Source organism: Chitinophaga sp. (assembly GCF_035761305.1).
GTDB lineage: Bacteria > Bacteroidota > Bacteroidia > Chitinophagales > Chitinophagaceae > Chitinophaga.
In genome coordinates this window covers 22,419-36,259 of record NZ_DASTRI010000287.1, presented here as the reverse complement: position 1 = coordinate 36,259, position 13,841 = coordinate 22,419, and the positions used below count along the sequence as shown (strand labels likewise).

Below are 13,841 nucleotides of genomic sequence, written 5' to 3'. Positions count from 1 at the left end.
CTATCTGCAGCCTTTTCATCACCGGCCCGCAACCGGCAAACCGGGTGCTAAAACGCAAAAAAGCTGAAAGCCGGAGGGTTGCCCCATTGCTTTCAGCTTTTGCTTATATAACAGCCGGTTGCTGTTATTTACTCAGGTACATGCTCTTTTCTTTATACAGCTGGCGGAAATAAGGATCCCGCAGGTCTTTAATAAAGCGGATGGCCTCCCCGGTTGATTTCATTTCAGGACCCAGCTCCTTATTTACACCCGGGAACTTATTAAAGGAGAATACCGGTTCCTTTATGGCAAAGCCGTCCAGCTTTTTCTTTATGGTAAAATCTTTCAGCTTTTTGGCGCCCAGCATTACCTTGGTGGCCATATTCAGGTAAGGCACCTGGTAAGCTTTGGCAATAAACGGCGTAGTGCGCGATGCACGGGGGTTGGCCTCAATTACATACACCTTGCCGTTCTTGATGGCAAACTGAATGTTTATTAACCCGCGGATGTTCAGCGCGCGGGCTATTTTTTCCGCGTAGTACTCCATGGTGGTTACTTCCAGCGGGGTAAGGTTAAAGGCGGGCAACACGGCATTGCTGTCGCCGCTGTGAATGCCGGCCGGCTCAATGTGCTCCATTACGCCCATCACATGAAAATCTTCCCCGTCGAAAATGGCATCTATTTCCGCTTCCTGGCAGCGGTCCAGGAAGTGATCGATCAGTATTTTATTGCCGGGCAGGTGTTTCAGCAGGCTTATTACCGCTTTTTCCAGCTCCTCTTCATTAATTACAATGCGCATGCGCTGGCCGCCCAAAACATAGCTGGGGCGCACCAGTACGGGATAGCCTACTTCCTTGGCCACTTCAATGGCTTCATCGGTCGTATAGGCGGTGCCGTAATTAGGGTATGGAATGTTCAGCTCCTTCAGCAGGTCCGAGAAGCGGCCGCGGTCTTCTGCAATATCCATATCATTAAAGGACGTGCCTATAATGCGGATGCCTTTTTCTTCGAGGCGCTTGGCCAGCTTCAGCGCGGTTTGGCCGCCCAGCTGCACAATTACGCCTTCGGGTTTCTCCAGCTCTATGATCTCCCACAGGTGCTCCCAGAACACCGGTTCGAAGTATAGCTTATTGGCCATGTCAAAATCGGTTGACACGGTTTCGGGGTTACAGTTCACCATAATGGCATCGTACCCGCATTCCTGGATGGCCTGCAGGCCGTGGGTGCAGCAATAGTCGAACTCAATACCCTGGCCAATCCTGTTAGGACCGGAGCCCAGCACAATGATCTTCTTTTTGTCGGAGGGAATGCTTTCGTTCTGCGTATCAAAAGCAGAGTAGAAGTAAGGTGTTTTTGCTTCAAACTCCGCGCTGCAGGTATCTACCATTTTGTAGGTACGGCGTATGTTCAGGCTTTTACGCTTTTCGTACACCTCATCTTCCTCACAGTTGCCGAACAGGTAGGCCAGCTGCTTGTCGGAGAAGCCCATTTGCTTGGCTTCGCGCAGCAGATCTGCCGGTACGGAGTTAAGGTCATGCTCCTGCAGCTGCTTTTCCAGGTTCACAATATCATTAATCTGGTACAGGAACCAGCGGTCTATTAAGGTAAGCTGCTGAATGGTTTTTACGGATATACCTTCCATCAGCGCATCTTTAATGCGGAAAATGCGATCCCAGGTAGGTGTTTTCAGCCTTTCCAGCAGCTGCTCGCTCTTCATCAGCGATTTGCCGTAGTAGCCTAAGCCAATGGCCTCATTTTCCAGGCTCTGGCAGGCTTTCTGGATGGCTTCGGGGAACGTACGGCCAATGGACATTACCTCACCTACGGATTTCATTTGCAGGCCCAGGGTTTCATCGGCTCCTTTGAACTTGTCAAAGTTCCAGCGGGGCACCTTTACAATCACATAGTCCAGCGCCGGCTCAAAGCAGGCAGAGGTGTTGCCGGTGATCTGGTTGTTCAGCTCATCCAGCGTATAACCAATGGCCAGCTTGGCTGCTATTTTCGCAATGGGATAACCGGTGGCTTTGGAGGCCAGGGCCGATGACCGGCTTACGCGCGGGTTTATTTCAATGGCTATCAGCTCTTCGTTTTCAGGGTTCAGTGCAAACTGTACGTTACAGCCGCCGGCAAAGTTGCCCAGGCTGCGCATCATTAACTGTGCTTTGTTACGCATGTCCTGGAAAGCAGTGTCGCTCAGCGTCATGGCGGGCGCCACGGTAATGGAGTCGCCGGTGTGCACGCCCATAGGGTCCAGGTTCTCTACCGTACAAATGATCACTACGTTATCGTTCTTATCGCGCAGCAGCTCCAGCTCAAACTCTTTCCAGCCCAGCACGGCCTTTTCTACCAGCACTTCGTGTATGGGAGAGGCCTGCAAACCGCGGTTCAGGGCTTCGTCCAGGTCGTCTTTACTGTGTACAAAGCCGCCGCCGGTACCGCCCAGGGTAAAGGAAGGGCGTATTACCAGGGGGAAGCCTATTTCCTGGGCAAATTCTTTGCCTTCCAGGTAAGAGTTGGCTGTTTTCGCAGGCGCCACCTTTATACCCAGCTCTATCATGAACTGGCGGAACAGCTCGCGGTCCTCTGCCTTATTAATGGCTTTAATATCCACCCCAATCAGGCGTACATTGTATTTTTCCCATACGCCCAACTCGTCGGCCTCTTTACACAGGTTCAGCGCTGTTTGCCCGCCCATGGTAGGCAACACCGCGTCTATCTGGTTCTCTTCCAGTATCTGCTCTATGCTTTCCACCGTCAGCGGCAGCAGGTATACCCGGTCTGCCATCATAGGATCCGTCATAATAGTGGCCGGATTAGAGTTGATCAGGATCACTTTAATACCCTCTTCCCGTAAGGAGCGGGCAGCCTGGGATCCGGAATAGTCAAATTCGCACGCCTGACCAATAATAATAGGACCAGAACCAATAATGAGAACAGATTTAATAGATGAGTCTTTTGGCATTTGTATAATCTATTGAAAATGAAAAACCCTACTGATCTTTATGCCAATGGATGGACAAAAAAAATCGTGCAAAATTAAGGGTTTCAAAGTATTATGCTACAATAAATTTTTTCGCAAACATTATTATAATTATTAATGTAAATGCTGTATCTTTGTTCCAGCTTTGAAAAGAAGTTAGATAACTATCCTGTTTTTAGACAAAAAAGTCCCGGTAAACTGTTACCGGGACTTTTACATTTTAATAGCCCTCCGCATTATTGCTTCCCTGTAACGGGGCCGGAGCATTGCATTGCCGCAACGGAATGTTAGCTGACAGGCCGGCGGGCCGGTGCACAGCTGCCTCAAAAAGAAGCAAGCCCATTGTAAGGCGTGGGCGCGCTCAATGGAGCGCAGGTAATACCGGTCAATACGTACATGCGCTTCAAACATATTATAATTATGTAATATAAAATCATACCTTCGCGCGGCATACTATTTTTCATCTAAACACTTATTCTTAATCACCCATTTATCTATGAAAAAAGTTTTATTGTTATTGTTAGCCGCCGGCGTTGCTTTTTATGCATGTAAAAAAGACGATGCAGGCAGCGGCAACCCTGAAACCGGCACGCCTGTAGACGTAAGCAATCCCAATGAGCTAACCGGCGCCGTTAAAGTATTTTATGGCACCAACATAAAAGGCGCAATGCCGGCAGCCACCGGCGCCACTACCCCGGTACTGGATGCAGACGGCAGCACGGTGCTTGCTGTTAACGGACGTTATGCTGTTATTACACCTTATGTTTCATCTGGCAGTGTTGAGGGTTATTACCTGCAAATAACCGGCGCCGATTCTTACTTCACAATAGACTATGCTAACCCCAGGGGCGCCCGTAAAGCACCGGCCGGGGGAAAACACAGCTTGTTCAAGGAAACGGGTGAGGACAATTCAGATTCCCTTATTGTAATTAAGCTGCCGGAAAATGCTACTGCAGATACTTTTTGCATTACTTATGCCGCTTATGACGCCAACCATAACGTAAGCAACACCGCCAGCGCCTGCATTGTTGTTATACCTGCAGGCACCAGCCAGGATGGCCAGGCCCTGGTGGGCACCTGGGCAGCTACCCGGGAAAAATACAGCAACGGGGATTGGGAGAATGTTATTACCGCAGACAGCGGCTACGCATCTTTCACCTGCGACGCAGATACGCTGAAGCAATGCACGCAGGGCACCGGCTGCCATCAGATGCTGGCGGGCGTTACAGAGGTACTGAAATCCGAGATCACATTCCAGGCAAACGCCACCTATAACTATATTGAGGAGGAGAAATACACCAACCTGCAGCGTTTTCACAATCCCTGCGCCAACCCGGTTTACACCAGCAGCACAGAGGCGTATACTGAAACCGGCGGATGGTCATACAACGCCAGTACTAAAAAACTGGTTATTGTATTTGACGTTGACCTGAGCGATGATGATTATTACTATGATATAGTGAATATAAGCGTGACTGAGTTAACGGCCGACAAAATGGTACTATCCAATACTGCTAACCAGTATACTGCTGAATACCAGAAGAAATAGCCTGTTATCTTCTTTGTAAAAAGCGCAAGTCCCGGTAAGCAGCTTACCGGGACTTCCCTTTTATACCATGTTTACCTGTTCATCAGCTGGTTTTTATACGGCTGCCCATAATGGCAATACAGGTACCCATTACCGCAATAATGGAAAAAGAAATGCTTAAGCTGGATGCCTGCGCCACAAAGCCTATTAACGGGGGTCCCATGAGGAAACCGAGATAACCAACCGTAGATACCGTGGCCAGGGCTACGCCCGGTTCGGCCTTTTTGGTTTTGCCGGCAGCGCTGTACACCAGCGGCACTACGGAAGAAACACCGGCGCCCACCAGCAAAAAGCCGAATATACCGGTAATAAAATACGGCAGCAGCACGGCTATTAACAACCCCGATGCTGTTAAAATACCGCTTAGCTGCAGCACCCTGCGGTGCCCAAAGCGAATGGTAAGCCAGTCGGCCACAAACCGGAAAGAGGCCATGGTGCACATAAAGGCCGATAAGCCAATGCCTGCCTTTCCATCCGGCGCCATAATCACCTTTTTAAAATATACCACGCTCCAGTCGAACATGGTGCCTTCGCATATCATAGAGCAAAAGGCAATTACTCCCAGCACACGCAACGCCATAATAAGGCCCCACAGGCTCCGCATTTTACCCAATGTTCTAAGCCACCATAGCTTTATTCTTTTAACAGTGCTCAATTGCACGCCTTCGGGCAAAGGCAGCTTTTGGGGCTTGTCTTTTACCGCGGTGTGGGCTACTGTATATTTTGCGCTGGCCGCCACAATTACTACCGCAATAGCTGTAATAACCAGGAAATGCTGGTAAGGCAATACCCCTTCCCCGGCCATGAAAGCGCCTATGGACGCCCCGGTAAAGCCGGCCAGGCTCCATAAGCCGTGGAACGATGCCATAATGGTGCGGCCATACATTGCCTCTACCGCCACTGCCTGTGTATTTACGGCAATATTGGCCATGTTGCCGGCAAAGCCAAACAACATTAAAATGGCAAACAGCTGCCAGGCCGCCTGCGCCAGCCCCAGTAGGGGCAATATCATGGCATAGCATACCGCGGCTATGAGCAACACGTTACGGCTGCCGAAACGCGCAATCATATAACCTGCCACGGGCATGGATATAACCGAGCCAATAGGAAGTGCCAGCAGCGCGGTACCCAAACCAGCTTCACTCATATGCAGGGATTGCTGAATGGCCGCAATGCGCGAGCCCCAGCTGGCAAAACATAGTCCTGTTAAAAAAAACAGGGAGCTAACGGCAATACGGGTGGCTCTTTTTTGCGGCATAGCTTCAATTGATAATGAAGGCAACATTTTAATTAATGCTTTAAATAGGATAGATAGCTAAATCACTTTAATTCCCAGGTTTAAATAAGGCTGTATCAACTGCTCGTCCACCCTGTCGGTCACAATGGTATCCAGTTCTGTTATATCGCATACTTTAAAAGGTTCGGCGGTGCCCATTTTATCAATAGTGGCCAGTGCTATTACGCGGTTGCCGGCCTGTATCATGCTGTACTTTACTTCTGCCTCACCCAGGTCAATACCCGTAATGCCTGCGGTGGGGTGCAGGCTGCACACGCCCAGGAAACAAATATCGGCACGTACCTTTTCCAGCATGCGAATGGTATCGAGCCCGGAGGTTACCTGCGAGTTCTTAAATACGCGTCCGCCGGTGAGAATAACCTCAGTGGACGGATGCTCCATCAGCTGCATGGCTATGGGTACACTGTTAGTGATAACAGTAAGCTTTAAATGTGCGGGAAACATTTTTACCAGGGTAAAGGTAGAGGTGCCTCCATCCATAATAATCGTTTGCCCGTCGTGCAGGAACGACAGGGCTTTGCCGGCAATGGTGCGCTTATCATCCTCATGAATGCCTATACGCTCCTTAAAGCTGTATGGGTGCGGGGAATGCGGGATGGCGCCGCCCCTTACCTTTATCAGCAACCCGCTCTGCGCCAGCGCCTCCAAATCACGGCGCACGGTATCTTCAGATACCTGCAGGTCGTTGCTCAGCTCTGCCTGCAGCACCTTATTATCTGCCTGCAGCTTTTTAAGAATATAATCCAGGCGTTCTTCCTTCAGCATTTTGCTATTTTCTGCAATATTATGTAATTATTTGCAATAATTTAATAGCATATTCATTGCATAGGCTAAATTAAAAGCATAATTTTGCAGAAAACAGCAAAATATGGCAAGAATTGCAATTGATATGGATGGAGTGATGGCAGACAGCACCCAGCAATACATTAACTGGTACGCCAACCGTTATGGCGTAACCATATCCAAGGAAAGCCTGCTGGGCAAGCCGGAAACCACGGGATTTCCGCTGGATGGGGTGGTAAGGCAGTTCCTGTTTGAGCCCAACTTTTTCCGCACCAAGCCGGTAATACCCGGGGCCCGGGAGGTGATTAAGGCCCTGCACGATAAGCATGAGGTGTTTATTGTATCGGCGGCTATGGAGTTTCCGCTATCGCTTGCAGAAAAGCTGGCCTGGCTGGAAGAGCATTTTCCCTTTATCAGCTGGCATCACATTGTATTCTGCGGTTATAAGCATATTGTAGATGCAGATTACCTGATTGATGATCATGTAAAGAACCTGAGCACCTTTAAAGGGGAGCCGCTGTTGTTTACTGCGCCGCATAACATACATGTGCAGGAGTTTAAGCGGGTGAATAACTGGGATGAGGTGGGTGCGCTGCTGCTGTAAGAACAAGGCTATTCGCCCAGCTGCTTATATTTAATACCGCTGCGGTTATTGTACCAGGTATAGGCGTAATGATCCACATCGCGTACATAGCCTGCTTTTACGGGGGCCAGCAGCATGGCGCCTTCCAGCTCGTCATAGTGGCTGACGCCTTTTACCGCCAGCTGCTCTATGCTGCTCCAGAATGCTGCTGCCGGCTGACCGTTGCGGCACAGGAAAAAGCTATACCATTCCTGCCTTTGCAGCTGGTTATCTGTTCGCAGGGCTTCGCATATTTCCGTGGCAGTATTTATTGTAAAGTGCTGCAGCCAGGTGCTGAGCGGGGTATTAAAGGGCTGTACGAGCAGTAACAGCTGATCGGGCAGCAGCATGTGGCTGCGGGTAATAATATGCTGTTGCTCATGTGCGGCGTTGAGGTGCTTGCTGAGAATACCTGCATAACGGGGCCTTGTAAGCAGGTTAGGACCGCCGGTTACGGCCAGGGTGATGTACCATATGTCAGGAAATTCACCGGGTTGCATAACTATATTCTGCGGATCGTTTAGGTAGTGCTGATTTTAATATAAACCTTATTGCACAAATATAATATAAATTGTTTACCAAATAATCATACATCCATCGTATTGAATGCTACAAAATCATTGTTATTGATAAGGGTTTGATTTAATCGGGGCAGGCTACATTTCTGTAGCAAATTATAAGTGTTTTCTTCTTATTATATGGTATGGCAGGTGCGGGTTAAACTTTTTTTGAGCGTACCTGTTTACGCAGCTGCACAATATCTTTTTTAAAAGTGTCGAGGGTTTCTTTTAAGGCGTTATGCTGTTTAAGCAGCTGGTTATACTCTTCCAGCAGCTTGTAATATTTTTCGCGCAGGGCCAGCATTTCGTCGGAGTCGGCTATGCGGGTATCTTCTACGGTGTTGGGATGCAGGAAGGCGGTTTCGGTTATTTCAAGGGCTTTGGTAACGGTTTCCAGCTCCATGGGTTCAAACACGGCTTTATCAAACAGGTTATACATGGTTCTCCTGCTCATATCCAGCCGGCGCGCCAGCTTGCTTTTGTTAAGGCCCTTTTCCTCTATCAGCTCTGTAAAGCGTTGCCCGTGGTGGGCTACGGTAGCTACCTGGCCTTTGCCTGGCTTGGGTACTACCTTGTTGTTCCAGTTATAAAATTCATCGGTGGTAATGCCTATGAGGGCACAAAAGCGTTCGAGGGTAGATCTTTTCATATCGCTTTTGCGCAGGTGGTAGTGGGCTATCTGGTTTGTGAAGCCCGCCATACGGGCAAAGTCAACAATTTTAATTTTCCGCTGCTTCAGTATCTGTTTTAAGCGCTGGCCCATGTGGATTAACCCTAGCTGCATCGTACATCAAAATTTATTCGGTTTGCGTTGGTGTCAGTTTTTCATATTATAAGATTATTACAATATAAATCATTTCTGTTTCATTGAGTGAATTAAAATTTCAAATTGATATTGATTTTGTTGTACGCTATGTGCTAAGCACAGGGGATGCGGCCATGTGTGTTTGTTAGCCGGTTTGGCTAAACTGATACTTTGCGGCAAGTAGTGATAATGATAGATTCATAAATTATCCACAAAAGGGAGGCTGAGGGGCTGTAATGGGCCAGGGAAGCGGGTTAGCAATGTATTAGCGATATGATAAAATAGCAAATAAAAAGTAGTGTAGTTAAAATCATTATCAATATATTTGCTGACATAAAAGCAGGCAATTATTGATTATCCTAACAAATTATCAATGCTAACACCAAACACTTTTTTTGATAGCAATGACTTAAACCTCCAAACCATGAAGAAATTAGTTCCTCACACGCCGGTGCCTGTTAATATGCTGCAGGATATTCATGCCCACCTGATTAATTTCCCTATCCGTTTCCGGGAAAAGGTATGTGAAGAGTGCTCCTGGAGCATTCCCACCTTTTACCGCAAAATGCGCGCCCTGGATAAACCCGCTGAAGGTGATAAAAAAATGATACCGGCATTAAGCAATGCCGAAAAAGAAAAAATTATGGCTGTTTTAGATGAGGTGTTCCTGGAGCTGCAAACCTATTGCGATCAATACCGCAAAAAGCCGCGCAGCTAATGCGGGGTTACCGCACTGCATAAAGGTACTAAACCTGCAAACAGGTGCTAAAGCGGCAGGCGGTTCTCTTTACCCTGCTATATAAGCGCTCTTTACCCTGTTATCTAATGGCGGCTGATTTTCCGCGCCATCACATTCATATCATGCCAGTACATTTATATGTGGCATAAACAGGGCGCAAATTTTCTTCAACTAAAACTTTAGTATTTAAAACTAAATACTTAGTTTTAGGGGAAAGAGAGCTTCTATGCGTACTTGTTTTTATGTACTGCTGCTATGCCTGGGCATATTAAATACCCGTGCGCAGCAGGCGCCTGAAATAGACCAGGCAGTGGTAATGAATTATTTCCAGGACCAGCAATATACGGCTGCCATTGCCTACCTGCAAAGCCGCATACAGCCGGATAACGTCCGGCAGCTGGCCTTGCTGGGCTATGCCTGCTACCTGGCCGGCAAGTGGCCCGATGCCATTCATACCTACCAACAGCTATTGCAGCAGGACAGCACCTACAAACCTGCACATCAATACCTGGGCAGTATTTATATGCAGCAGGAACAGCCTGCGCTGGCCATACCTCATTACCGTATGCTGGCTGCCCTGCAGCCCCAGGCCGGCAGCTACAAGCAGCTTAGCTTTGCCTTTTTTGCCGCCCGGGAAACAGATAGCGGCTTTGTATACCTGCAGCGTGCCTATGCACTGAACCCGCTCGACAGCAAAGTAGTGGCGCGCATGGCAGAGGAGTGGCTGGACCGGCAACGGTATAATGCGGCCGACAGCGTGCTGCAGCCTTACCTTGCCAAAGACTCGCTGCAAACCAGCGTGCTTATTCCGGCGGTGAAAACCGCTTATTTCCTGAAAGATTACCCGCAAGCCATTGCACTGGGGCAACGCCTGATGCGGCAGCAGGTAATATCACTTACCGCCTACAGTTTTGTGGCAGCGGCCTGCTATTATGCAAAGCACTACCAGGAATGTATATACGTAAATGATTTCTTAACCCAGGCCAATATGAATACCGAAACCATTATGTACTATGCAGCCATGGCCTGCACACAGCTAAAGGATTACACCCGCAGCAACCAGCTGCTGCAGCAGTGCGTTGACCTGGCCAAATCCAAAAGCCTGGATGATTATTATACTGCCATGGGCGCCAATTATGAAGGGCTGCATGCCTACACCAAAGCCACGGCCTGCCTTGACACCGCCTATTATCTTTTTAAGGCGCCTTTACGGCAATACAGCATTGGCCGCATATATGACCACTACCTGCAAAAGCCGGCCACCGCACAACGGTACTACAGGCGCTACCTGCAACTGGCCCGCACCAAAGAGAATGAGCCTGCCATTACATTATATGTGCGGCAACGGTTAAAGGAAATGCAGGGCGGGAAATAAATATCGTCCTATACCAACTTAAACCAGTACAAAAAGCGCCCCTCCGGGTGCTTTTGTTGTTTAAATATGCGGCTGCTGCTCGGAGAAATGGAGAAAAGAAAATAAATTTACTCTCCGTTATGACTAAACCTTAATACAAAAATAAGCAGCTATGGCCTACCCGTATCAGATCAAAACGTTTGAAGAATACCAGCAAGCCTACCATCAGAGTGTTGTAGACCCTGAAGGATTTTGGGCCAACGTGGCCGACCACTTTTACTGGCGCCGGAAATGGGATAAAGTGCTGGAGTGGAATTTTAAAGATCCGGACGTGAAATGGTTCCAGGGCGGCAAGCTGAATATTACGGAAAACTGCCTGGACCGCCACCTGGGCACCCTGGGCAATGCCCCGGCTATTATATGGGAGCCTAATGATCCGGAAGAGCGTCATCGCATACTTACCTACCGTGAGCTGTATAACAAGGTATGCCAGTTTGCCAACGTGTTAAAGAATAATGGCGTTAAAAAAGGCGACCGTATTTGTATTTATATGGGTATGATACCCGAGCTGGCCATTGCGGTGCTGGCCTGCGCCCGCATAGGCGCTATTCATTCCGTAGTGTTTGGCGGCTTCAGCGCCCAGTCAATAGCCGACCGCATACAGGATGCGCAATGTAACCTGGTAATTACCTGCGACGGCGCTTTCCGCGGCAACAAGGATATTCCCCTGAAATCGGTGATAGATGATGCGCTGATGGCCTGTCCCAGTGTAAAAAGAGTAATTGTGTGCACGCGCACCCGCACCCCTGTAAGTATGCTGAAAGGCCGTGATGTGTGGTGGGAAGATGAAATAAAACAGGTAGAAACCATGGGCAACCCGCCCTGCACCGCCGAGGAAATGGATGCAGAGGACATGCTGTTTGTGCTTTACACCTCCGGCAGCACCGGCAAGCCCAAAGGCGTGGTGCATACCTGCGCCGGCTACATGGTATATGCCAACTATACCTTTGTGAACACCTTCCAGTACCAGCCCGGGGAAGTGTATTTCTGTACCGCCGATATTGGCTGGATCACCGGCCATAGCTACATCTTGTATGGCCCGCTGAGCGCCGGCGCTACCACGCTGATGTTTGAAGGCATTCCTACCTGGCCCGATGCAGGCCGCCTGTGGGATATTACCGACAAGTACCGCGTAAATATATTGTACACTGCGCCTACGGCTATACGTAGCTTAATGGGCTTTGGCCTGGGCCCGGTAAACCACAAGGACCTCAGCTCACTGCGGAAGCTGGGCAGCGTGGGCGAACCCATTAACGAAGAGGCCTGGCACTGGTTTAAAGATCATATTGGCAAAGGCAAATGCCCTATTGTTGATACCTGGTGGCAAACAGAAACCGGCGGTATTATGATAACGCCCATTGCCGGCATTACAAAGGAAAAACCCGGCTATGCCACCCTGCCCCTGCCCGGCATACAACCGGTGCTGGTTGATGAAAACGGGAAAGAGATCACGGGCAACGGCGTTAACGGTAACCTGTGCATCAAATTTCCCTGGCCGGGTATTATCCGCACCACCTATGGCGACCATGAGCGCTGCCGCAAAACCTATTTTGCCACCTACGAGAACCTGTATTTTACGGGAGATGGCTGCCTGCGCGATGAAGACGGCTACTACCGCATTACCGGCCGCGTAGATGATGTGCTGAATGTGAGCGGCCACCGTATTGGCACCGCCGAAGTGGAAAACGCCATTAACATGCACGCAGGCGTGGTGGAAAGCGCCGTAGTAGGTTATCCGCATGATATTAAAGGACAGGGTATTTATGCCTATGTGATATGCGATACCAACCCTTCTAAAGATGCGGAGCTTACTAAAAAAGATATTATACAAACCGTATCACGCATTATTGGCCCTATTGCCAAACCAGATAAGATACAGTTTGTAAGCGGCCTTCCTAAAACCCGCTCGGGCAAGATCATGCGGCGCATTTTGCGTAAAATTGCGGAAGGCGAGCTGGATAACCTGGGCGATACCACTACCCTGCTGGACCCTGCGGTGGTAGAGGAAATTAAGCGGGGAAAGCTGTAATACAATGTTTATTCAAATAGTTATAGTTAAGGCCATACCAGCAAAATTGGTATGGCCTTTTTGTTATATTGAAAACCCGCCTATCCGTACATTTGTTTTATGAGGCTTTTAAAACGCGCCGGGAAAATATTCCTGGTATTTTTCCTTATATCCAATGTTATCCTGGCATTTCATGCCTGGAAGTTTACCCATTTTTACGACGATGCCCACCACGCCAACAAACGCCCCGAGCAAATGAATGGCTGGGAAAAAGCGCGCATTATACTCTTTGGCGTAAACCTGTCAAAGTCTGTTAACAGCAACCGCCCCGCAGCGCCTTATAAAACCGTTTACCTGCAAACAAAGAGCGGCCTGCGGCTGGAGGGCTGGTTTATAGAAGGCCCGCAGCCGGCCAAAGGCACCGTAATATTGTTTCATGGTTACGGCGCCAGCAAAAGCTCGCCCCTGCCGGAGGCTGCCTATTTCCGGCAGCTGGGGTACAATACCTTTCTGCTGGATTTTCGCGCGCACGGCAATAGCGAAGGGCATGTATGCAGCATTGGCTATAAAGAGGCGGAAGATGTAAAGCTGGCTTATGATTATGTGTACAGCTGCGGTTACCGGCACATTATTTTATGGGGCATGAGCATGGGCGCAACGGCTATTTTAAAAGCCGTGCCGCAATACCGGCTGCAGCCCGAGAAAGTTATACTGGAAGCGCCTTTTGCCACCTTAACAGATGCGGTAAAAAGCCGCATGTGGGCAGTGCATATGCCAGGCACTCCGCTGGCACAGCTGGTTACCTTCTGGGGCGGTGTGGAACAGGGTTTTTGGGCGCCGGGCTTTAAACCAGCGGAGTACGCAAAAGATATACATGTACCTGCGCTGTTATGCTGGGGCCGAAAAGATATACGGGTAATGGAGCATGAAACACGCAGCGTGTTTGCCAATTTGGGTACAGCGCAAAAGCAGCTGGTGATTTTTGAGCAATGCGGCCACCAGTCATTTTGCCGTAATGAGGCTGCCAAATGGAAAGCAGCCGTAGGCCGGTTTTTACAATAGAAAA

At 49.1% G+C, this 13,841-nt stretch carries 11 protein-coding genes; 6 read left to right on the top strand and 5 right to left on the bottom strand.

Features of this window, described 5'->3' with window-relative positions:
• Positions 1–124: 124 nt before the first annotated feature.
• On the bottom strand, positions 125–2,941 hold the full coding sequence (gene carB / locus VFS25_RS24850) for a carbamoyl-phosphate synthase large subunit (RefSeq protein ID WP_326464892.1): 2,817 nt from the start codon (positions 2,939–2,941) through the stop codon (positions 125–127).
• A gap of 514 nt (positions 2,942–3,455) precedes the next feature.
• On the opposite strand from carB, the gene VFS25_RS24845 reads away from it, so the two are divergent.
• Positions 3,456–4,508 carry a hypothetical protein gene (locus VFS25_RS24845; RefSeq protein ID WP_326464891.1) on the top strand — a complete coding sequence of 351 codons (1,053 nt, stop codon included), beginning with the start codon at positions 3,456–3,458 and terminating at the stop codon, positions 4,506–4,508.
• Positions 4,509–4,590: 82 nt separating this feature from the next.
• Here the strand turns inward: VFS25_RS24845 and VFS25_RS24840 are convergent, their stop codons facing one another.
• Together VFS25_RS24840 and VFS25_RS24835 are read right to left on the bottom strand one after the other, a co-directional pair.
• The gene (locus VFS25_RS24840) at positions 4,591–5,805 is read right to left on the bottom strand and encodes an MFS transporter (RefSeq protein WP_326464890.1); all 1,215 of its coding nucleotides are present in this window, start codon (positions 5,803–5,805) and stop codon (positions 4,591–4,593) included.
• 57 nt (positions 5,806–5,862) lie between these two features.
• A complete protein-coding gene (locus VFS25_RS24835) occupies positions 5,863–6,609 on the bottom strand; it encodes a DeoR/GlpR family DNA-binding transcription regulator (protein WP_326464889.1) in 747 nt (248 codons plus the stop codon).
• Positions 6,610–6,712: 103 nt separating this feature from the next.
• Here VFS25_RS24835 and VFS25_RS24830 point away from each other — a divergent pair, with 103 nt between their 5' ends.
• Positions 6,713–7,231: a 5' nucleotidase, NT5C type gene (locus VFS25_RS24830; RefSeq protein ID WP_326464888.1), complete on the top strand. Its 519-nt coding sequence runs from the start codon at positions 6,713–6,715 to the stop codon at positions 7,229–7,231.
• Positions 7,232–7,239: 8 nt separating this feature from the next.
• Here the strand turns inward: VFS25_RS24830 and VFS25_RS24825 are convergent, their stop codons facing one another.
• Together VFS25_RS24825 and VFS25_RS24820 are read right to left on the bottom strand one after the other, a co-directional pair.
• Positions 7,240–7,749, bottom strand: a complete 510-nt coding sequence (locus tag VFS25_RS24825) for a hypothetical protein (protein WP_326464887.1) — start codon at positions 7,747–7,749, stop codon at positions 7,240–7,242.
• Between the two features lie 217 nt (positions 7,750–7,966).
• Positions 7,967–8,593, bottom strand: a complete 627-nt coding sequence (locus tag VFS25_RS24820; protein ID WP_326464886.1) for a helix-turn-helix transcriptional regulator — start codon at positions 8,591–8,593, stop codon at positions 7,967–7,969.
• A gap of 445 nt (positions 8,594–9,038) precedes the next feature.
• Here VFS25_RS24820 and VFS25_RS24815 point away from each other — a divergent pair, with 445 nt between their 5' ends.
• The 4 genes from VFS25_RS24815 to VFS25_RS24800 all read left to right on the top strand — a co-directional run bounded on the left by VFS25_RS24815 (position 9,039) and on the right by VFS25_RS24800 (position 13,837).
• Positions 9,039–9,332 carry a hypothetical protein gene (locus tag VFS25_RS24815; protein WP_326464885.1) on the top strand — a complete coding sequence of 98 codons (294 nt, stop codon included), beginning with the start codon at positions 9,039–9,041 and terminating at the stop codon, positions 9,330–9,332.
• 247 nt (positions 9,333–9,579) lie between these two features.
• The gene (locus VFS25_RS24810; RefSeq protein ID WP_326464884.1) at positions 9,580–10,728 is read left to right on the top strand and encodes a hypothetical protein; all 1,149 of its coding nucleotides are present in this window, start codon (positions 9,580–9,582) and stop codon (positions 10,726–10,728) included.
• 151 nt (positions 10,729–10,879) lie between these two features.
• Complete coding sequence (gene acs / locus VFS25_RS24805) at positions 10,880–12,796, top strand: acetate--CoA ligase (RefSeq protein ID WP_326464883.1); 1,917 nt, start codon at positions 10,880–10,882, stop codon at positions 12,794–12,796.
• A gap of 99 nt (positions 12,797–12,895) precedes the next feature.
• A complete protein-coding gene (locus tag VFS25_RS24800; protein WP_326464882.1) occupies positions 12,896–13,837 on the top strand; it encodes an alpha/beta hydrolase in 942 nt (313 codons plus the stop codon).
• The last annotated feature ends 4 nt before the right edge of the window (positions 13,838–13,841 follow it).